Annotated in this window: 18 protein-coding genes, 1 tRNA gene and 1 pseudogene; 6 read left to right on the forward strand and 14 right to left on the reverse strand. The window is 58.2% G+C overall.

Annotated features, from left to right (window positions below):
* Positions 1–80 precede the first annotated feature (80 nt).
* Both IGS74_RS20175 and IGS74_RS02225 read left to right on the forward strand, forming a co-directional pair.
* Positions 81–607 (forward strand): annotated as a pseudogene (locus IGS74_RS20175) (transposase); the annotation flags it as partial.
* Positions 608–672: 65 nt separating this feature from the next.
* Positions 673–1,829 (forward strand): IS3 family transposase gene (locus IGS74_RS02225; protein WP_192389026.1). Its coding sequence is split into 2 segments (ribosomal slippage): positions 673–925 and positions 925–1,829, totalling 1,158 coding nucleotides; the frame shifts between segments, so codons are not numbered across the junction.
* Positions 1,830–1,858: 29 nt separating this feature from the next.
* Here IGS74_RS02225 and IGS74_RS02230 read toward each other — a convergent pair.
* From IGS74_RS02230 to IGS74_RS02270, 9 genes are all read right to left on the reverse strand, one after another.
* Entirely contained in the window at positions 1,859–3,163 is a 1,305-nt protein-coding gene (locus IGS74_RS02230; RefSeq protein ID WP_192389028.1) for a hypothetical protein, read from the reverse strand.
* Complete coding sequence (locus IGS74_RS02235) at positions 3,160–5,550, reverse strand: hypothetical protein (protein WP_192389030.1); 2,391 nt, start codon at positions 5,548–5,550, stop codon at positions 3,160–3,162. Before IGS74_RS02235 ends, IGS74_RS02230 begins: the two co-directional genes overlap by 4 nt.
* A complete protein-coding gene (locus IGS74_RS02240) occupies positions 5,547–5,954 on the reverse strand; it encodes a GtrA family protein (RefSeq protein WP_192389032.1) in 408 nt (135 codons plus the stop codon). The genes IGS74_RS02235 and IGS74_RS02240 overlap by 4 nt, the downstream gene beginning before the upstream one ends.
* Positions 5,955–6,043: 89 nt before the next feature.
* Positions 6,044–7,351 (reverse strand): NAD(P)/FAD-dependent oxidoreductase, encoded by a 1,308-nt coding sequence (locus IGS74_RS02245; RefSeq protein WP_192389034.1) that lies wholly within the window; start codon positions 7,349–7,351, stop codon positions 6,044–6,046.
* A gap of 1 nt (position 7,352) precedes the next feature.
* Entirely contained in the window at positions 7,353–8,294 is a 942-nt protein-coding gene (locus IGS74_RS02250; RefSeq protein ID WP_192389036.1) for an NAD(P)-dependent oxidoreductase, read from the reverse strand.
* Positions 8,295–8,306: 12 nt separating this feature from the next.
* Positions 8,307–9,056 (reverse strand): SDR family NAD(P)-dependent oxidoreductase, encoded by a 750-nt coding sequence (locus IGS74_RS02255; RefSeq protein ID WP_192389037.1) that lies wholly within the window; start codon positions 9,054–9,056, stop codon positions 8,307–8,309.
* Positions 9,053–10,375, reverse strand: a complete 1,323-nt coding sequence (locus IGS74_RS02260) for an FAD-binding oxidoreductase (protein ID WP_192389038.1) — start codon at positions 10,373–10,375, stop codon at positions 9,053–9,055. Before IGS74_RS02260 ends, IGS74_RS02255 begins: the two co-directional genes overlap by 4 nt.
* Positions 10,372–11,817, reverse strand: coding sequence for a UbiA family prenyltransferase (locus IGS74_RS02265; RefSeq protein WP_192389039.1), 1,446 nt, complete (start codon positions 11,815–11,817; stop codon positions 10,372–10,374). Before IGS74_RS02265 ends, IGS74_RS02260 begins: the two co-directional genes overlap by 4 nt.
* A gap of 161 nt (positions 11,818–11,978) precedes the next feature.
* A tRNA-Gln gene (locus IGS74_RS02270) sits at positions 11,979–12,052 on the reverse strand.
* Between the two features lie 204 nt (positions 12,053–12,256).
* Between IGS74_RS02270 and IGS74_RS02275 the strand changes: the two genes are divergently transcribed.
* Positions 12,257–13,495, forward strand: a complete 1,239-nt coding sequence (locus tag IGS74_RS02275) for an MFS transporter (protein WP_192389040.1) — start codon at positions 12,257–12,259, stop codon at positions 13,493–13,495.
* A gap of 50 nt (positions 13,496–13,545) precedes the next feature.
* Here IGS74_RS02275 and IGS74_RS02280 read toward each other — a convergent pair whose 3' ends face one another.
* Both IGS74_RS02280 and IGS74_RS02285 read right to left on the reverse strand, forming a co-directional pair.
* The gene (locus tag IGS74_RS02280; protein WP_039194996.1) at positions 13,546–14,211 is read right to left on the reverse strand and encodes an OmpA family protein; all 666 of its coding nucleotides are present in this window, start codon (positions 14,209–14,211) and stop codon (positions 13,546–13,548) included.
* Between the two features lie 130 nt (positions 14,212–14,341).
* A complete protein-coding gene (locus IGS74_RS02285) occupies positions 14,342–15,373 on the reverse strand; it encodes an aspartate-semialdehyde dehydrogenase (protein ID WP_039194998.1) in 1,032 nt (343 codons plus the stop codon).
* Positions 15,374–15,931: 558 nt separating this feature from the next.
* On the opposite strand from IGS74_RS02285, the gene IGS74_RS02290 reads away from it, so the two are divergent.
* Entirely contained in the window at positions 15,932–17,563 is a 1,632-nt protein-coding gene (locus IGS74_RS02290; RefSeq protein WP_039194999.1) for an MFS transporter, read from the forward strand.
* A gap of 76 nt (positions 17,564–17,639) precedes the next feature.
* On the opposite strand, the gene leuB is transcribed toward IGS74_RS02290, so the two are convergent.
* Positions 17,640–18,755 (reverse strand): 3-isopropylmalate dehydrogenase, encoded by a 1,116-nt coding sequence (gene leuB / locus IGS74_RS02295; RefSeq protein ID WP_192389041.1) that lies wholly within the window; start codon positions 18,753–18,755, stop codon positions 17,640–17,642.
* 57 nt (positions 18,756–18,812) lie between these two features.
* Positions 18,813–19,418 carry a 3-isopropylmalate dehydratase small subunit gene (gene leuD / locus IGS74_RS02300; protein ID WP_192389042.1) on the reverse strand — a complete coding sequence of 202 codons (606 nt, stop codon included), beginning with the start codon at positions 19,416–19,418 and terminating at the stop codon, positions 18,813–18,815.
* A 106-nt stretch (positions 19,419–19,524) separates the two neighbouring features.
* Here leuD and IGS74_RS02305 point away from each other — a divergent pair, with 106 nt between their 5' ends.
* Both IGS74_RS02305 and IGS74_RS02310 read left to right on the forward strand, forming a co-directional pair.
* Positions 19,525–20,409 carry a CoA ester lyase gene (locus IGS74_RS02305; RefSeq protein ID WP_192389043.1) on the forward strand — a complete coding sequence of 295 codons (885 nt, stop codon included), beginning with the start codon at positions 19,525–19,527 and terminating at the stop codon, positions 20,407–20,409.
* The gene (locus tag IGS74_RS02310; RefSeq protein ID WP_192389044.1) at positions 20,406–20,612 is read left to right on the forward strand and encodes a DUF1737 domain-containing protein; all 207 of its coding nucleotides are present in this window, start codon (positions 20,406–20,408) and stop codon (positions 20,610–20,612) included. Before IGS74_RS02305 ends, IGS74_RS02310 begins: the two co-directional genes overlap by 4 nt.
* A 15-nt stretch (positions 20,613–20,627) precedes the next feature.
* Here the strand turns inward: IGS74_RS02310 and IGS74_RS02315 are convergent, their stop codons facing one another.
* Positions 20,628–21,050, reverse strand: a complete 423-nt coding sequence (locus IGS74_RS02315) for a metallopeptidase family protein (protein WP_039195006.1) — start codon at positions 21,048–21,050, stop codon at positions 20,628–20,630.
* Positions 21,051–21,226 lie beyond the last annotated feature (176 nt).

The raw sequence follows: 21,226 nt of genomic DNA on the forward strand, positions 1-21,226 counted from the left end.
AAACCGGCCTCGCTTTACGCCGATGTTCGACGTGACGTGCCCCCTTCCTGATCCCTCGTTTTTGAGTGAGAGTCCGTTTCATCAAGGAGACGGACGTTAAGAAAAGCAGGTTCAACGATGCGCAGATCATCGGTGTGCTGCGCGAGCAGGAGGCCGGGCGCCCGACGGCGGAGGTTTGCCGGCGGCACGGGATCAGCGAGCAGACCTTCTATTGGTGGACGGCCAAGTACAGCGGAATGACGGTGTCGGACGCCACGAAGCTGAAGGCGCTGGAAGATGAGAACCGGCGGCTCAAGAAGCTGCTGGCGGAATCGATGCTGGACGTGTCGGCGCTGAAGGATCTTCTGGGAAAAAACTGATCGGGCCTGCAGCGCGCAGAGCGGCCGTGCTTCGTCTGATGGCGGAGCGCGGCTTCTCCCAGAAGCGCGCCTGCGGGCTGGTTCAGATCGATCCTAAGACGGTGCGTCGCGAGCCTGAACAGGGCGACGTGGAGGTGCGCGAGCGCCTGCGCAGCCTGGCGGCCGAACGCCGCCGGTTCGGTTACCGGCGCCTGGGCATCCTGTTGGAACGGGAGGGCGTCAGCATGAACAAGAAGCGGCTGTTCCGGTGACGTGCCACTGAGTTTTTCCTCCAACTGAGATTAGAGTCCGGCCTTGATTGAAGGACGGACAGATGAAGCGGAAGCGATTTACGGAAGAGCAGATCATCGCGGTGCTGCGGGAGCACGAGGCGGGTGCGAAGGCAGGCGATCTGGCACGCAAACACGGGATCAGCGAGGCGACGCTGTATAATTGGAAGGCGAAGTATGGCGGGATGGACGTGTCCGACGCCAAGCGCCTGAAGGCTCTGGAAGATGAGAACACGAAGCTGAAGAAGCTGTTGGCCGACCAGATGCTGGAAGCTGCGGCGCTTAAGGAGCTTCTGTCAAAAAAATGGTAGGGTCCGCCGTGAAGCGCGAAGCCGTTGCGCATCTGCAGGCCGTCATGGGCCTGTGGGAACGGCGGGCCTGTTCCATCGTCGGCGCGGATCGGAAGATGGTGCGCTACCAGTCGTGCCGTCCGCCGGAGACGGAGCTGCGCGGTCGGCTACGGGATCTCGCCAACGAGCGCCGCCGCTTCGGCTATCGTCGGCTGTTCATCCTGCTGCGGCGGGAGGGCGAACCATCGGGGATCAATCGCATCTACCGTCTCTACCGGGAGGAGGGGCTGACGGTTCGCAAGCGCCAATCACGACGACGAGCAGTCGGCACACGTGCTCCGATCCTGGTTGAGGCGAAGGCAAACGCTCGATGGTCGCCGGACTTCGTGCATGACCAGTTTGCCTGCGGGCGGCGGTTCCGGGTGCTGAACATCGTCGACGACGTGACGCGGGAATGCCTGGCTGCAATCCCGGACACCTCGATCTCCGGCAGGCGTGTTGCTCGTGAACTGACCGACCTGATCGCTCGTCGCGGCAAGCCAGGGATGATCGTGTCCGACCACGGCACGGAGTTCACCTCGAACGCGATCCTGGCCTGGTCGAAGGATCACCGCGTCGAGTGGCACTACATCGCGCCCGGAAAGCCGATGCAGAACGGCTATGTGGAGAGCTTCAACGGGCGAATGCGCGATGAACTCTTGAACGAGAGCCTGTTCTTCGGCCTCGACCATGCCCGCAGCGCCATCGCCGAATGGGTGGAGGATTTCAATACGACGAGGCCGCACTCCTCGCTTGGCTATCAAACCCCGGCGGCTTTTGCCGGGCTTCTCGCCGCAACCGGCAATCCGGTTGCTCAACTCGCGCCTCAGGGCGTAACAGAAACGGACGAGGCTCTAAGCGCCGCTGGATGAAGGTTCAGTGGCACGTCAGACGCTGAGTGTCACTTAAAAACGGACAGGTTTGCCTTCTTCAACGTATCAACCTGCTTTCGCAGCCTTTCGGGATTTGGGTGAACCGCGTGCAAAACCGTTATATTGGCGGGATCGGCAACGATCGCCAAAGCGGCTGCCTGCCGTTGCTTGTGCCAAATCCTGCAATATTGATATGCCAATGTTTGGTTCATCAGGAATATCAGCATGATGGACACTGACATCGACTTCGCCAACGGCGGTCGCAGAAATGAGCTAGCTAGAAACAATGCCGGAGCCCAAAGCATAGCTGAATAGATAAAATATCTATGCGCCGGTTCAAATACTGGGTCAACTGACGTTCTACCTAGAGAAATGGCAGCTAGGGTCCCGTACGAGAAAAGCATTATGCCAAATATCGACAAAAGACGGCTGGACCGGCTTGGATCCCTGACCGAAACCGTCAAGGATTTGACAAACAGGGCTGCCGGAATGATCGTAACTATGACTGTAAGTGTTGCGGCAACAAGCAGTGGGGGATTTCCTCCATCCAGAAATGGAAATGCCGGACCGTAACCAATTTGGTTGATGTACGATGTTAAAATCTTCCTAATGTCGAGAGACGCGTTAACAAAGAGGGGTTCACTATTTCCGTTTGGTGCAACAAGATATAGCGTTGATGCGGCCACCAAGAACGATAAATTTATAATTGCTACAACGTATTTTCTGCTTATTATCGCAATTATTGCGCATACAAGGGGCACTATTAATCCATGAAATGACCATAAAGGCGCTGAGCCCGCTGCAAATGCACCCATGACGGCATACTTCTTGTTCGCTGGCGACGACATCGACGTTAAGATGATGGCTGTGCAAGCAACAAAAGCAAGTCCGACAAAGCCAACTTGAAAAGGCCAGCTGAGGTTTTCAAGATGTCGCCCGGAAAACATGAACGCAGCGGTAATTCCAAATGCCGTGATACGACGCCATGCTGACATCCCTTCGCTTAATACAAAATACATGCATAAGAAAACGCCGATATGGAAGAACCATATTGCTCCTAACGAAAAGCGCCCCGTCGCCGACGCAAATACGGTATCCAACGCATAAAAAATCCGGGGCACTAAAATAAAATGCTCATTATGCCGGGTAAATAGATTTTCTAGATTGTCGTCTAATATGACGACCTCCCAGTAGTCCCACCATGGGAGCGGCGAGTAGGCATAAATCGCCATAGACATAGTACTTGCGGTCAGCAAGACTGCAGAGATAAATATCGTGTAATCTTGCAGCTTGCTTGTGAGGATATATATCTGGTCTGAGTTGCCAATTCTCATTTAAATAGGCCTATGTAGCTCCAATAACTCCAGTCGAATTGGCAATTTTGTCGACAGTCTGTTCGAAGCCTTATCGTTCCATTTTGCGGTATTGATAGCGTAGTGACAAGCGGTCGGAGAGGCTCCGCAGTCTGGAGACCATCGAGACATCTACGCATCAGTACGTCCCATTTCGGCGTGTCCGAGACTGAGCGGGCCTCTACGAAGAAACACACCCCATCCGACAGGCCAGCATGAGGTTTGGATCCCGGCCTCATTCCGAAGTCGACACGCAGCTTGGAATGATCACCAGTTCCGATGACGAGTTCGCTTGGAGCATGGGCGTCTAGGCCATAATCTTCAACCGTCATCGAGGAGCTGGCCAACTCGGCATTGCTCAATAGATTTCTCAATGCGACACGGTCGGCATGCCTGTCGGACACAAAGCTGGGCTGTACCCGGTTCATCCTCAGCGCGAGCAGGTCGATTTCCTGAAAACTTGCTTCGACTCTCTCCTGATATGAGAGACCGGCTAGTGATCCGGCCACGACCTCGACCGATACTGGTCTGCGCAGGGCCATAAGCTGGAGCTCATCCCCCTGCGCAAGGGCAACCCAATCCTCTATCGACGTCAGGGTAGGGGAAATTACCATTCCTTCGCCAATCATGGCCGGGACAAGTCGGTAAGTTTCAGATGTTTGATCCGCATATCGGACCAAAAGCTGGATCGCCGGAGGCCGGAACGCGAAATTAAGAAGGCGGCCGAACAAGGTTCGTTGAATATCAAGGCGCATAAAGATCGGGCCGCTGACGTACGGTAAGTCGATAGGCGTATTGATGAATGACGAGCGGTGCTCCTCGAAGGGCGCCATTACCGTAGGAAGGCTATACTCACGACGCTTAAACGCCACGAACTCATCATTGATGCGATCCACAGCGTAGAGTCGAAGGATATCAGGCCAGAGAGAACCTTCTATCGAAGCCGGATGTCTGCCATCTATGGGCTCCAGCTGTCCTAGAATAAGGTAGGATGGTGGCTTGTCGCCGTTCAGAAACGCTATGTTTTTCGCAATAAGCTCGCGTGTGTAGCTTGTGTACTCCTGAATGGTGGGACGTGGACGATAGTCGAGACCCGCCGCGATGACGGCGGATTGGATCGATGATATCGTATCAACCGTACCGGTGATCCCATCGATGGGGTAAGCCTCCTGGATGCGGTTCAGGGCGCTGTCATATTGCTCGATCTGAGAGTCACGCCATTGCTGAGGCGCCGTCATGAGACGCCACGTATCCTCAATCTGCTCATAGGTTTTTAAGGCCGCTCGAACCGGGTCGTATCGCTGGCGTAGATGGTATTCCCCGGCGAAGATGTTCCCGGCTAATGCAGCCAGTATCACCGCAACGGAAATCTTGGCGTTGAAGGTGAGGCGGTCAGTGACATTCGCCGTGCACCAAACGAGGTATGACGTCAGGGCGAGTGCGCTCCAAGCAATCAGGCTATGCCCATCATGACGAACAAAGCCGGCCTTGAACGACAGAAACAAAAATCCGGCGATTACCAGCGCAAACAGAAGAGGTTCGAGCTTGTATTGTCCTTCGTCACGAATCGCCATGACCAGCCAGGACGTTGCCAATAACGCCGCCGTCAGAAGCCACGCTGCCAACTCCATCGGAGGCCCTGCGATGCTCATCGCTTCGGAGTAACCTGCCGACACCTGAGCTGATGACGAGAGATAGCGTCCTAAATCGAAAGGATCCTGCCCCGCCAGATAAAACAGAATAAATATCATTATAAAGGAAAAAACGGTATATATAGGAACCTGGCGTCGTGCGACGGCCGCGATATCACAGGCAAGGCATGCTAGAACAAGTATCGGGAAGACAGAAAATTTCGCCAAAACAAGGAATGCGGAGAGCGTCGTTCCAATGAGAATATTTGCTAAATAGATCGATCTTCGATGTCGCGCCACCGAAACCATATATAGACACACTGGTATTATAAAATACAACGTATCTATAATAAAAAGAAATGTTGTTATTAATAATAGTAAAAATATTGAAAATACGATTTTCTTATTCGGCAAAAGAACATAAAGGGAGAAAATAATATAGATGCAGCACCAGGCGCGCGCTCCGGACATCAATGCATAGTTATTGGTAAACTGGCGCGTGTAGGCCTCGCTGAATGGGCCGCCTGTGAAGACGATATCGACCCCAGCCCTTGCATGGTGCGCGAACTGATTACTGAGTGCGATCATCCATGACGGATCCAGCCCTACACTTGGCATGTGAAAGGTCAAGGGCGCAATGTTTCCGACCGCGAAAATGATGGCGACAATAATAAAACAGAAAACAGCCAATGAATGCGGGCGGCTGTTCTCTTCAGGATTTGTTAAAAAGGCTATCATGGGAACGTCGTCTTATCGCGCTGGAACGTAAAAAATTTGTGGGCGAAGTAACTCGTAATAACGGGGCTTGCAACCGCCAGTACGTGTGCAATTAACTCGCCGGTCGAAAGTCCTAATCTTGGTATTAGGATGAAGGCCAGGATTATACTAACAAGCCAAACCTGAATGAGAGCAACGCAATTAACCAAAGTGAACCGAAGATACTCTTTATAGGTTTGTCTGCCGGAGGGTTGGAAGACATAGCGTTTTGCCAAAATGAACGCCGTTGTCATGCCGATGAAATAGGCAATGACGATTGACACCTGAAAATCCAGATACCGTGAGAGGACAACTCGCGAAGCGATGTTGGCAACTGCGGCAATCCCGCCCGTTAGGATGAACCGAAGGAACTGCGGATCACGCAATGTCTAATCTCCGTTGGCATGCTTCGAGCTCTTATCGAAGCGCTCTAATTTTCCGGCGGCGGTTGGTCGGGGGATACTGTTCGATGGCGTCATGACCCGATCTGGCCGGCGGGGTCACCAAGACGACCGACAAGTTCTTTCGCAAATCGTACGCTTTCTGAGATACCCCTGTCTTCCGGATAGTAGTAGCAGGTATCAGCAATCTGTAGACCTGGGATCGGAGTTTGCACATCTGGAATTTTGTCTGCAAATCCGGGTTCACAAACCGGTTGTGCATATCTCAGGCGCCCGATCCGGATATCTACGAAATCGTTGTCCGAGAGAGTGGGGTTCAGAATCCTTAGATAGCACTTTGTTTCCTCTTCAAAGAATGCATTATCCTTGCCAAATTTGGGGTGATCTTGCGGCATGTAGTAGGGAACATAGACGACGTGATCGTCCAAAGCCCTTAGATTTGAAAACTCGACGATCCCGGGGATGTCGATACGTGGATCGTTGACGTTTAGCCAGAAATGACGCGTCACGGGCTTTCTGAGTTTGAGGATCACGCATACGCAGCCGATATTTGCGATAGCGTCGTATTTCTCCTTCCATTCATCTGGCAGCCCGGGGACTAAGGCCGAGACGTACGGAGTGGGCACGGTTGAAATGACTTTAGTGTGCTCATGGAGACCACCGTCACGGGTTCTGACACCAACCAATTTGCCGTCACGGGTCGCGATTTCAACGATCGGGTCGTTCAACCTGATTATTCCGCCAAGCCGCTCTATCTCTCTCACGAGCGCACTGACGAGGGTCTGCGAGCCACCCTCGATGTAACCGAGCTCTTCCTGGAACATGGACTTGCGAGACGTGCCGACGCGCTTGATGCGCGTCGCAAGCCACGCCGCGGAAATCGAGTTCGAATAATCAAAGAACTTTAGTTCGATCAGGCGCCGCCATAAAAGTTCGTAGGTCCTCTTGCCCATGGAGCGGATGAACCACTCCTTGGCGTTCAGCTTCTCCAGATCCGCGAAGCTTCGGCGCTTAGTTTGCCAGAAAGCCGTTGCCCCGTAACGAAGCTTTGACAGGAGATCGAGTTTCGGGAATTTCAGGAGCGACACCGGGTCGCCCCAATCATAATGTCGATCGTCGATAAAATAGCCCATAGAGGTTGATCGCCAGATCATCTTGTCAGCGATACCGATCTCGTCCATCAGCGAGAAGAGCGGCAGGTCCGCCTTGCATACGAAATGGTAGAAACGTTCGATCGAAACGCCTGCGAAATCAAAATGGGCGGCCATTCCGCCGGGAACGCTGTCGCCCTCGTAAAGGGTGACGGTATGCCCTGCCTTCAGCGCGTGATATGCCGCCGCCAAACCCATGGCGCCAGCTCCGACTATACCGACATTCGTCATTCTAGAACTCCAGCACCACTTTTGAGTAGACAGGATGTTGGTGTGTCTCTTCCAGAGCTTTGGAAAGTGGCGTAGCCTCGACACCGAAAAGTCCCGGCCAATCGATGATCTCGAACTCGTCCGGAGTCACGAGGGCCTCCAGTTGCCGTGTTGTGAAAGGTGGGTTCTTGTCCGCCAAGGCATACACTCGAAGTAGGACGTCGAAAGCAGCGTACGGTATACGTATGATCGGGGTGCGGGAACGGATAGCCGTCCGCAGCTTCTTTATAAGATCAATATATGTAAGCTTTTCGCGGCCGGATATATTGTGGATTTCGCCAGGACGTGGACGATCGATTGCAGAGATGATGACGTTGCAGAAATCTCCTGCATAGAGGGGTTGGCGGATATATTGCCCGCTGCCGGGGATCGGAAAGACAGGCACCTTTTGCATAAAGCGCGCTAGCCAGCCTAGATGCTTGCGGTCGAACCAGCCAAACATAAGAGTGGGCCGTAACACGCAAACCGGAAGACCGCTTTCCAGGACGATTTTTTCCTGTTCCTTTTTCGTCTCAGTATAGTAATCGTGAGCCATCGAGTTCACGACCGAAGAGGATATATGGACGATATATTTAACGCCGCCCAACTTTGCCGCTTCAAGAACGTTTTTAGTTGCGGTAACATTATTGGTTAAGAATGGCTTTTCGTTCAACGCGCCGATTTGCGCATGGTTCAGGACGAGGGTACCCCCGGAATTGAAGGCATCCTGCCACCCCCCCGGGGTTGCAAGGTCGGCTTCAATAACATCGATTTCTGGATGTAGCCGGCGCAATGTCCCCACGTTGGCGGTATGCTTGTCGATTGCAGTGATCTCGACACCAGGCCTTCCTTTCAGCCGGGTTATCAGGTTCTGGCCTACAAGGCCCGCTGCGCCAGTAATAATGATGCGGCTAGAACTCGTCATGCTGCAATCCCGCTATAGCTTGGTTCGATGAAAGATAAGCGATGGAACCGCCTTGATTACAGCCATGATCGGCCACCAGAACCATGGTAGATAAACGATCGTGCGCGACGGTTTGTCCGCGATCACTACCAGTTTTGCCGCTATTTTTTCTGGTTGCGCCCACAGCATACCTTTCGGATGGATGTGCGCGGTCATCGGCGTATCCACGAAGCCCAGTTTTACCGCAACTGCATGGGCTCCCGAACGTGCAAGACGATGCGATATACCCTGGATAAGGGTGGACAAGCCGGCTTTTGCTGCACCGTAGACGTAATTCGATTGGCGTCCCCGATCGCCAGCGACGGATGAAATTGCGATCAGAACGCCGCTGGCCTGCGCCTCTAGAACATTTGCGATGGCCAAGCTCCAGGCGCTCGCACTATTAAAATTGACGTTCAGGTTCTGAAGGGCGAAATTGATGTCGCGCTCGCTCCGGGTTTGATCGCCCAGAACGCCGTAGAAGATGTATGCTACATCCACCCGTCTGCCTTCGGGAAGAACCGTTCGCAACGTCGTCTCGATATCGCTCTGCGCGGCAAGGTCCAAGCTGACAGCAAGACACCCTTGGGCGCCCCTGACAAGCATATCTTGCTTTAGGCTCTCAAGCCGGTCCCCGTCTCTGGCGACCAGGACGAGCATGTCGCCGCGAGTAGCGTGAAGCCTGGCGGTGGCCTCCGCGATGGCCGACAGCGCGCCCAACACCAGCACCAATTTTCCTGTCATGCGCGCGATACCCTTGTCCAGAAATTGGAATCTGCTCCAGGATCTACAAACCGGGCAAACTCTCGCCAGCGGCTGTAGCCCGATTGAAAGACCCGTGCCGGCATGCGCCCGTCCTTTGCGGGGTATAGTCGCCCGCCTGACGCAAGAACGATCTCATCCAGCTGCGCCATCAGATGGAGCGTTGCCGGGCCGTGATTTGCGAAATCCAGAGCGAGGGTCACGCCCTCCATCGGAAATGACAGCAACCCGCCTGAACTCCGCTGACCAAGGCTCTTGAGCACGGCGAGAAATGATCCTGCGCCGACCTTGAAGATGCATTGTAGTAATTCGGTCAGGCCGGGGCCGGCTGCCTCGTTGGGCAGGACACATTGATACTGGTAGAAGCCGCGCGCTCCATACATGCGGTTCCAGCCGTCGATGGTATCCAACGGGTAGAAGAATGGCCGGAAATGCGTTCTTTGCGGAGAAGGCGCCGCTTTTTGAATGCGGTAGTAGAGCTTGTTGAACGCGGCTACCGAGTAGCGGTTCAAAACGCCGGCCGGCCAGTCGAATGGCATTGATCTGCGGCGCAATCCTTTGTCGAAGGAGAAGTCCTGATCCGCCAGCCAGTCCGCACTCTGGAATATGCCCCGTCCGATTTGGTTTCCGCTGGCGGTACAATCCACCCAGGCGACCGTATGCTCAGATGATGCGTTGTCCGCAGCGACAGAGAGGAATTCTTCAACATTCGCGAAAGGGGTTCGCGTGACCGACAGATAAGCACTCTTGATGGGGGTGAGCTTGAGCTCGGCGGCAAGGATCACGCCCGTCAAACCGAGACCGCCAACGGTTGCTAGAAAGAGTGGTGAGCCCTGCTCGACCCGCGTAACAACCCCGTCACTGGTCAGAAGGTCCAGTGCCTCGACGCCACATCCGAAACTTCCGGCTCTATGGTGGTTCTTGCCATGGACGTCATTGGCGATGCACCCGCCAACCGTTGCGAACCAAGTGCCAGGCGTGGTGGAGGGAAACCACCCCGCCGGCACGGTCACACGCAATATGTCGATGAGCCTGATGCCTGCGTCGCATCGCAGGAAGCCGTTCGCTTGGTCGAAATCGATCAGCCTGTCTATGCCTGTCATGTCGATGACGTTGCCGGCCGAGTTGATATTCGAGTCCCCATAGGAACGGCGCTGGCCGACCGCCAGTGTGCGGGCTTTATTCTCGGGCCTGAGGAGAGCTGCAATCTCGTCGGAAAATCTGGGCTTGGCTACACGCTGCGGAGCACGAACGACGCGGCCCCAGGATGTATAGTCGAGCCAGGTTTCGAAATCGGTCATACGATCGATAACGCGAAGAAGCTAGCGGTCACGAAGCCGATGGCCAAGCTGGCAGGGTCTCGGAGGGCGAATGAGACGGGATCATCGTTCAACTCTCCACGATGCGCCAGAAGCCATATCCGCGTTGACCAAATCAGTACCATCGAGACGACACCCCATAACCACTCCGGATGATTGTAGAGCGCCGCGGGATAAATATCCGTCGCCACGTACAGGCTCAAGACCGTTATGGAAGCGATGTTCGTCGAAACGCCCGTCGCCAGCGTGAGAGGAGCGTCGCCCGTCTTGTACCCGCGATTCAGAATAGAGCTGTCGGGGCCATTGCGGGACGCGGCATTGACGATTTCGACGTGACGTTTAGCCAAGGAGAGTGAGAAAAAGAAGAAAAATGCAAACATAAGGAGCCAATGTGACAATTGGTCACCAATGATAACAACACCAATCAGAACCCTGAGTGTATAGAGGCTTGCGAGCACTAGAACATCAACCATGACCATTCGCTTCAGTAAGAAAGAATAGGCAATAGTCGTTAAAAGATAAACAATGAACAATATAAATACAGGTATTGATAGATTTGCTACAAAAAATAGTCCAGCCGCGATCATCGATCCAGCTGTTACGGATGCTGCCCCGGCGTCGATATCTCCATGGGCGATCGGGCGAAAACGTTTCGTTCGATGTTGTCTATCGGCCGACACATCGACTATATCATTTATAATATATGTGCCGGAGGCCATAATGCTCATGGCGGCAAAGCATAAAACGCACATCATAACTGTATGTATGTCATAGTATCTATGAGATAAAAAAAGCGGAACAAATATCAGGACGTTCTTTGACCACTGATGAACGCGCATAAGCCGGATCCATTGCTTTAATGAGCGGTCCGAGCCTTCAATATCAGCTTCGATTGTGCAGTTCAGCGCCTCGACGGTGCGGCGCGTGCGGGCCTTGACGCCGACAAGGACGGCTGACTTGGCAGCTTTCCAGATTGGAATATCAGCGGTGCTGTCACCGGCATAGCTGAAGCCCGAGGGAAAAGCGGAAATCAGATAGTCCCGCTTATGAATTCCTTTAAGGTTATGATCGCGATTCGTACCGGTCGCCGATCTGAATATCCCAAGCCTTTGGGAAACTGCATCGGCAATCCGCTGGTCGGCTGCGGTGACCAAATGTAGCTCCCGGCCAGCGGATAACTGCTGCTGCAAGTACGATAGCAGCAATTGGTTCACCGCAAGCGCATCGACGTTGATCGGCGCGTGATCGACGATGGCGGCTTTAAACGCGGCTTTTCCATGCCGCAACGATAACAGCGCGCGTAGTGCCAGGTGCGGCGCACGGATAAGCAGGATCAAGAACTGCTCAATCAATGTGTCGGTCTTCAGCATCGTCCTGTCGAGATCGATGATCAGTGGTGGCTGATGACCGGCATGTTCAAACATTTCGATATCCATACAGCGGTTTGACGTGTCATGATGACTAGCTGCTAATCGATCGCCGCTTCTTTCTCCATATGGTTGTAAGACGCACGCTCGACAAAGCCAGGCACTGGCGTTTCACAATTGATCGACGCCGACATAACTTCGTATATGAGTGGTGATGTTGGCTGGGGGACCTGGATTCGAACCAAGACTAACGGAGTCAGAGTCCGCTGTTCTACCCTTAAACTATCCCCCAGCAGGGAGCCGGATTTGGCCGACGGGCGCTCTATAACAATGGCACCGCGTCGATGCAAAGAGAAAATGGCGCCTGTCATAAAAAGATGGATCGTCATGATCGCTTAACAATCGCTGCTCGTCATCTTGTTGCCCATGATGCGCTGCAGTATGGTCGATCAGAGGCGGCTGTCGAGCGCGCCGCCCACCTGTCACAGGCTCCATCATGCTTCCGACAACCGATGTCGCGGACACCGTGCCGCCGGCCGGCAATGCCGATGTTCCCGCCAAGGGTTTCGGCAGCGCGGCGCCGGCCCTGGCAGCCCTGTCGATCGCATCCTTTGCCATCGGCGTGGGCGAATTCGGCATCATGGGTCTTCTCCCGGGCGTCGCCGACGATCTCGGGGTGACCATCCCGCAGGCAGGTCTGCTGGTGACCGGCTATGCGCTGGGCGTCGTCTTCGGCGGCCCGCTACTGGCCGGTCTGACATCGCGCATGGAGCGCCGGCGCCTTCTGCTCTGGATGGTCGTCATCTTCATCCTGGGCAACCTCGCCTGCGCCCTGGCGCCCGGCTACGGCCTGCTGATGGCGGCCCGCGTCTTCACCGCGCTGGCCCATGCCACCTTCTTCGGCATCGGCGCCGTGCTGGCAGCCGATATCTCGCCGCCCGGCCGGCAGGCCCAGGCCATCTCGCTGATGTTCGTCGGGATGACGCTGGCCAATGTGATGGGCGTACCCCTCGGCACGTTCATCGGCCAGGCCTATGGCTGGCGGGCGACGTTCTGGGCCGTGACCGGGCTCAGCATCCTGTCCGGCATCGCCCTCTACGTCTTCCTGCCCCGCAGCTACCCTCTGGCCGGCATTGCCTTCCGGGACGAGATCCGTGCGCTGACCCGGGTGCAGGTGCTTCTGGCCATGCTGCTCAGCGTGCTGGCTTCGGTCGCGTTCTTCTCCGTCTTCACCTACATCGCCCCGATGCTGGAACAGGTGACCGGGCTTGCACCCGCCAGCGTTCCTTACGTTCTGCTGGTCTTCGGCGTCGGCCTGACGATCGGCAATGTGCTGGGCGGGCGGCTGGCCGACTGGAAGATGATGCCCGCGATCATCGGGCTGTTCGTGGCAATGGTCGCCGTCATGATCGCGCTTTATCCAGCCATGACGAACGCGCCGGTCATGATCGGCGTCATGTTCCTGTGGGGCATCGTCGTCTTCGGCCTCGTCGCGCCGATACAGATGCGGATCGTCTCGCGTGCGGTCGGGGCGCGGAACCTGGCTTCCACCTTCAACCAGAGCGCCTTCAACCTTGGCAATGCGATCGGGGCGTGGTTCGGCGGTGCGTTGATCACCCTCGGCCTCAGCTACCGCGATCTGCCGCTCGGGGCCCTCGTCATGGCCGTGCTGGGCGTGTGCGTGGCGCTGCTGTCGCGCTGGCTCGACCGGCGCTCCCGTCAGTCGCAGGCATAAAAAAGGGCCGGCAGATGCCGGCCCCCAAATCGCAAAGCCCCTGGCTTCGATCAACCGCCCTGCAGCGGCGAAATGGCAATCTCGACGCGGCGGTTCTGCGCACGGCCCTGCTCGGTCGCATTGGATGCGACCGGCCGCGACATGCCGAAGCCCTGGATGTTGAGTCGATTGCCGGTGACACCCTGCGTCTGCAGGAACTGGCCCACGCTGGCAGCGCGACGCTGGGACAGCGCGAAATTGTATCCCTCGGCGCCGACATTGTCGGTGTGGCCCATCACGTCAACGATGGTCTGGTTGTACTTGTTGAGCACGATCGCGACCGAAGTCAGCGTCGGGTAGAATTCGGAGCGGACCTGATCCTGATCCGTCGCGAAGGTGATGTTGGACGGCATGTTCAGGATGATGCGGTCGCCCTGCCGGGTCACGGAAACGCCCGTTCCCTGCAACTGCGCCCGCAGATCAGCCTCCTGCCGGTCCATGTAGACGCCGATCCCGCCGCCCGTCAGGGCCCCGACGCCGGCACCCAGAAGCGCTGCCCGTCCGCGATCCACGCCGGCGATCTCACCCACGAGAAGGCCACCCAGCGCACCGACGCCGGCGCCGATGCCGGTACCTGCGGCCGTGCGCGAAATCTGGGACTCGTTGGTATAGGGGTTCGTCGTCGTGCAACCGCCGAGAACGGCAAGGGAAACACAAGCGGCCAGGGTCTTTTTCATCGCGGGCTCATCTCTTAGAAAGCTGGCGCAGGATGTGCGCCGTCCATGGTTAATATTGCATGAACGGCGCTGCAACCATCCGGTGGCCGCACGGCGACCCGGGCGCCGGGCTTGGCCGCCGAGTGAACCCTCAGGCTGCCTGACGCCGGTCCAGCAGCTTGCGGTTGACCAGCAACTCGGCGATCTGCACGGCATTCAGTGCCGCGCCCTTGCGGAGGTTGTCGGCGACGACCCAGAGGTTCAGGCCGTTTTCGAGCGTCTGGTCCTCGCGAATACGTGAGATATAGGTGGCATCCTCGCCGGCCGTCTCGAGCGGCGTCACGTATCCGCCGTCCTCATGCTTGTCGATCACCAGGCAGCCTGGCGCCTCGCGCAGGATGTCGCGTGCCTCGTCCGCTGTGATCGGCTTCTCGAACTCAATGTTCACGGCTTCGGAGTGGCCGATGAAGACCGGTACGCGGACGGCCGTGCAAGTGACTTTGATCCGCGGGTCCAGCATCTTCTTCGTTTCGGCCATCACCTTCCATTCCTCCTTCGTCGACCCGTCTTCCATGAAGACGTCGATATGCGGAATGACATTGAAGGCGATGCGCTTGGTGAACTTGCGGGCGGTGACGGGGTCCGCCACGAAGACGGCGCGGCTCTGCTCGAACAATTCGTCCATGCCCTCCTTGCCCGCGCCCGACACCGACTGATAGGTCGAAACGACGACGCGGCGGATGGTGGCATGGTCGTGCAACGGCTTCAACGCTACGACAAGTTGTGCGGTGGAGCAGTTGGGATTGGCGATGATGTTGCGCTTGCGGAAGCCGGACACCGCATCGGCATTCACTTCCGGCACGATCAGCGGTACGTCCTGCTCGTAACGGAAGGCCGACGAGTTGTCGATGACGACACAGCCCTGCGCCGCGATCCTCGGCGCCCATTCCTTGGCGACCGAACCGCCGGCCGACATGAGCGCGATATCCGTGTCGGAGAAATCGTAGGACTCGAGGGCGCGGATTTTCAGGGTTGTATCGCCGAAGGTGACTTCCTTGCCCTGGCTGCGGCGCGAAGCCAGCACCACGACCTCATCGGCCGGAAAGCCGCGCTCGTGCAGGATGTTCAGCATTTCCCGGCCGACATTACCCGTCGCGCCGACGACAGCTACCTTGTAACCCATCTTGGACCCAGTTCCTCTGCTCCCCGCGACTTCGTCAAACGCCTCCAACCCCGTCCCGGGGGAGTGCGGGACGAAGGTATCAGCCAATCGCGGTTTTAATCATGGAGCGTGTGAACATGGGCTCGCATATGCGCCCTCGGGCGCGCCTTGTCAATCGAAGGTCGCGGCGCTCATCGCGCACCACGACGCCTGTCGCGCTCGTCCCGGTCCTCGTGGCCGAACAGCTTCTTCATGACCCAGCCGATCACGACCGCCTTGATCAAACTTCTGATCATATCCTGAAATTCCCCGTTGAAGTGTCGCTGGACAATACAACGGCGATAACGTCCCTCGCGTTCCGTTGACCTTCAAGGAACACTGCGTGTCGGCGGCAAGCCATGATTTACGCAGACAGAATTTTGCCACTTTTCATTTACGCTGGATAGGTTAGCGTGCCTGTCAACACACATCAGTACACGTCGGTGTGTGCAAGCAATGAGACCGCCTACAAGCAGCGGCCGGGAGGGGAACTACGTGGCAAGCTACAATGATTCGACTGCGTCCCAAAGCCAGACCAGCATGACGCGGGAAGAGCGAAAGGTGATCGTCGCCTCATCGCTCGGAACCGTCTTCGAATGGTACGACTTTTATCTCTATGGCTCTCTGGCGGCCATCATCGCCGCGCAGTTCTTTGCCGGTGTCAATCCAACGGCGGGCTTCATCTTCGCGTTGCTGGCTTTTGCCGCCGGCTTCGCGGTGCGCCCCTTCGGCGCCCTCGTCTTCGGGCGGCTGGGCGATCTCGTCGGACGCAAATACACCTTCCTCGTCACGATCATCATCATGGGCCTGTCGACCTTCCTGGTCGGTCTCCTGCCCAACTATGCGTCGATCGGCGTTCTCGCCCCGATCATCCTGATCATCCTACGCCTCCTGCAGGGCCTTGCCCTCGGCGGCGAGTACGGCGGCGCCGTGGTGTACGTCGCCGAGCATTCGCCCAATGGCAAGCGCGGCTACTTCACCTCGTGGATCCAGACAACGGCGACGATGGGCCTGTTCCTGTCGCTGATCATCATCCTCGGCACCCGGACAATCATGGGCGAGGCGGCGTTCGCCGAATGGGGCTGGCGTATTCCGTTCCTCATCTCCATCGTCCTCCTGGCGATCTCGGTCTGGATCCGCACCAAGCTGAACGAAAGCCCGGTGTTCCAGAAGATGAAGGCAGAGGGCAAGGCGTCCAAGAGCCCCTTGCGTGAATCCTTCGGCCAGTGGTCGAACCTGAAGATCGTGCTTCTGGCGCTGTTCGGCCTGACCGCCGGCCAGGCGGTGGTCTGGTATACGGGGCAGTTCTACGCCCTCTTCTTCCTGACGCAGACGCTGAAGGTGGACGGCGCGACCGCCAATATCATGATGGCGGTGGCCCTTCTTCTGGCGACGCCCTTTTTCCTGATCTTCGGCATCCTGTCGGACCGGATCGGACGCAAGGCGGTCATCATGGCGGGGCTTGCCTTGTCGGTGGTGACGCTGTTCCCGGCCTTCCAGATGCTGACCCGCATGGCCAACCCCACCCTCGCGGCGGCGCAGGCTTCCGCTCCCGTCCATGTGACGGCGGACCCGGCGACCTGCTCGTTCCAGTTCAACCCGGTCGGAACGAGCCGCTTCACCAGTTCCTGCGATATCGCCAAGGCGTTCCTGGCCAAGAACGCCGTGAACTACGACAATATCGAAGCGCCTCCCGGCACGGTGGCCAATGTGCGCATCGGCGACGTGGTCATCGAGAGCTTCGAGGGCGATGGCCTGTCGGCCGCCGACCTGAAGACACAGACGGATGCCTTCGGCGCATCGGCGACGAATGCGATTCGGGCGGCGGGCTACCCGGCGGCCGCGAACCCTGCCGAGATCAATTATATCGGCACGACGGCGATCCTGTTCTTCCTGGTCCTGCTGGTCACGATGGTCTACGGACCCATCGCGGCCTATCTGGTGGAACTCTTCCCGACGCGCATCCGCTACACATCCATGTCGCTGCCCTATCACATCGGCAATGGCTGGTTCGGCGGCTTCCTGCCCACGACGTCCTTCGCCATCGTGGCGGCGACGGGCAACATCTACTCCGGTCTCTGGTATCCGGTGGTCATCGCCGCGATGTCGCTCATCGTCGGCATGATCTTCCTGCGCGATACCCGCCACGTCGACATTCACAAGCTGGACTGACGGCACCGGCATCACCATGAAAAAGGGCCCCGGTGGCGACACCGGGGCCCTTTCACATCGGGTCTTCGCTGCGCGATCAGGCGGCAGCGAGCTTGTCGCGGAATACCGCGGCGATCGCATCGCCCATCTCCGCCGTGCCGACCTGGCGGGTACCCTCGGCGACGATGTCCGCCGTGCGGATACCCTTTTCCAGTACGTCCGCGATCGAGGCTTCCAGCTTGTCGGCCTCGCCGACCATGCCGAAGGAATACCGCAGGCACATCGCGAACGAAGCGATCATGGCGATGGGGTTCGCGACGCCGCGTCCGGCGATATCGGGCGCCGAACCGTGCACCGGCTCGTACATGGCGCGCCGGCGTCCCGTCGCATCGTCCGGCCGGCCGAGAGAGGCGGACGGCAGCATGCCGAGCGAGCCGGTCAGCATGGCGGCGATATCGGACAACATGTCGCCAAAGAGATTGTCAGTCACGATGACATCGAACTGCTTGGGCGCGCGCACCAGCTGCATCCCGCCGGCATCGGCCAGCATATGCTCCAGCGTGACGTCGGCGTAATCGGCATGGGTTGCCGTGACGACCTCGTTCCAGAGGACGCCGGACTTCATGACGTTGCGCTTTTCCATCGACGTGACCTTGCCGCGCCGCGTGCGCGCCAGCTCGAAAGCCGCGCGTGCGATGCGCTCGATCTCGTAGGTGTCGTAGACCTGCGTGTCGATGCCGCGCTTCTGGCCATTGCCCAGATCGCGGATTTCCTTCGGCTCGCCGAAATAAACGCCGCCCGTCAATTCCCGCACGATGAGGATGTCGAGCCCGTCGACCAGATCACGCTTCAGCGAAGACGCGTCGGCGAGGGCCGGATAGCAGATGGCCGGGCGCAGATTGGCAAAGAGTTCGAGTTCCTTGCGCAGGCGTAGAAGCCCGGCTTCCGGCCGCTTCTCATAGGCAACGCCATCCCATTTGGGGCCGCCGACGGCGCCGAACAGCACGGCGTCCGCGGCGAGGGCAAGCGCCATGTCGGCATCGGAGATGGGCACGCCATGGGCGTCATACGCGGAACCGCCCACCAGGCCGCGCTCGATGGTGAAACCCGTGCCCGCTTCCGCGTTCATGAGGGCGATCAGCTTCTCCACCTCGGCCATGGTCTCCGGGCCGATCCCGTCTCCGGGAAGAAGAAGCAGGTTACGGGTGGTCATGCGGCGGTCCTCCAGCCGTTAAGCAAGATCATGAAAGATTGGGCAGGGCTGGTGTCGTCAGGCCCAGGGGCGGTCTTCGGCGAGCTTCTGCTCGAAGGTCGAAATGCCGGGCGCCCGCTCGAGGGTCATCCCGATATCGTCGAGGCCGTTGAGAAGCCGGTGCTTGCGCGATGCCTCCAGGTCGAAATGGATCACCTGCCCGTCCGGGCGGCGGATCTCCTGCGTTTCGAGATCGATGGACAGCCGCGCGTTGGAGCCCTTCTCGGCATCCTTGAGAAGCTCTTCCAGTTCCCCCGGAGTGACGCGGATCGGCAGGATGCCGTTCTGGAAGCAGTTATTGTAGAAGATGTCGGCGAAGGACGTGGAGATGACGCAGCGGATGCCGAAATCGAGCAGGGCCCAGGGGGCATGCTCGCGCGAGGAGCCGCAACCGAAATTGTCCCCCGCGATCAGGATCTCGGCCTTGGAATAGGCCGGCTTGTTCAGCACGAAATCCGGATCGGGCGACCCGTCCTCGCGATAGCGCATATTGGCGAAAAGGCCGACGCCGAGACCCGTGCGCTTGATCGTCTTCAGGTAATCCTTGGGGATGATCATGTCGGTATCGATGTTGACGATGGGCAGCGGGGCGGCAACGCCCGTCAGCGTGTCGAACTTCTGCATCGGCATGTCTCCTCGGCTGCATGGCTTTTTCCGCTTTCCGATATATCAAGGTGGCAGGCGGGTCAAAACCATTGCGGCCTCCGGCGGCATTTGGCAGGAAGCAGGGATGACACAGACGCCGCGCTTTCTGAGATCCGCTTTGTTCGTGCCCGCCGCGAACGGCCGCGCACTGGCGCGCAGCGCCGATTTCGACGCGGATGCGCTGATCTTCGATCTGGAGGATTCCGCCGCGCCGGAGGAAAAGGCCGGGGCGCGCGAGCGCCTGCGCGATCATCTGGCAACGCCCCGGGGCAGCGCCATGCGGGTGGTGCGTATCAACCCACTGGCGACGCTGGAGGGCACCGAGGACCTGCTGATGGCACGCGGCGCGCATGTGGATGCGATCCTGGTTCCGAAAGTGGACAGGGCCGCCGACCTCCTCGAGGTCTCCGCCGCGCTGGAGCAGACGGACGCCCCGCCGGCTCTGCAGGTGTGGGCGATGGTGGAAACGCCGCTCGGCATCCTGAATGCAGGTGCAATCGCGGCCGTACGGATGGCCTATCCCCTGGGGGCGCTGGTCGCGGGGCCAAACGACATCGTCGCCGCCGGCCGGCTGCGCCCTTCCGCCGGGCGGCCCGAACTCATCCCCTGGCTGGCCCAGATCGTGCTGGCCGGACGGGCCCATGGCATTCCCGTGCTCGATGGCGTCTACAACGACTTCCGGGATGCCGAAGGTTTCGCAGCCGAATGCACCGCCGGCCGGCGCATGGGCTTCGATGGCAAGACGCTGATCCACCCCTCGCAGGTGGAGCGCGCCAACGCCGCCTTCGGCCCCACCGCCGAGGAGGTGGAAGCGGCGCGTGACATCGTCGCCGCCTTCGACGACCCGGCCAATTCCGGCCGCGGCGTCATCCGCATCGGCGGGCGCATGGTGGAGCGGCTGCATCTCGTCGACGCAAGGCGGCTGCTCGACATCGCCGAATCGATCCCGAAACCGAAGGACAGGTCATGAAGCTTTATCGTCTGCTGACAGGCGTCGACGACGCCGCCTTCTGCCACAAGGTTTCCCTTGCCCTTTCGAAGGGGTGGGAGCTGGCCGGCAGCCCCGCCTATGCCTTCGATGCGGCGGAGGGTGTCATGAAATGCGCCCAGCCCGTCACCAAGGTGGTCGAGGGCAGGGATTACGATCCCTCGATGAAGCTCGGCGAACAGTAGGCCGGCGGGCCGGCATCAGTCGGCCGCGGCTTCCAGCGCTTCCATGTCGTCGTCGGACAGGCCGAAATGATGGCCGATCTCGTGGATCAGCACGTGGCTGACGAGCATGCCCAGCGTTTCCTCGTGCTCGGCCCAATAGTCGAGTATGGGCCGGCGATACAGCAGGATGCGGTTGGGCATTTCGCCCGTCATTTCCGTGGCGGAAGCTGCGACGGCGCGCCCCTCGAACAGGCCGAGAATGTCGAAGGGGGAGTCGAGTTTCATCTCCGCCACGACGTCATCTTCCGGAAAGTCGGCGACATGGAATCGGATATCGCCGCATAGCGCACGAAATTCCGCCGGAAGACCGGCATAGGCATCGATGGCAAGCTGCTCGATTTCGTCGAGGCTGGGCGCCATGCGCCGCGACCAGTCGTCGCCATGATCGAGTTGTCCCATCCTCTCAAAGCCTCCGCAGGATACCGGTTGCCGCTCTTTTAGACGAAGCATCGGCCACCCGCCATCCATTCGGCGTTCCCTTGACTCTGCGCCGGTGCTCTGGAATCCATAAGAACATAACAGGAACAAAACCCTTGGAGCTTCTATGGAGCGGCGATGCGACCCATCTGCCGGGA

This window comes from Aureimonas sp. OT7 (genome assembly GCF_014844055.1).
In the GTDB taxonomy this organism is placed as follows: domain Bacteria; phylum Pseudomonadota; class Alphaproteobacteria; order Rhizobiales; family Rhizobiaceae; genus Aureimonas; species Aureimonas altamirensis_A.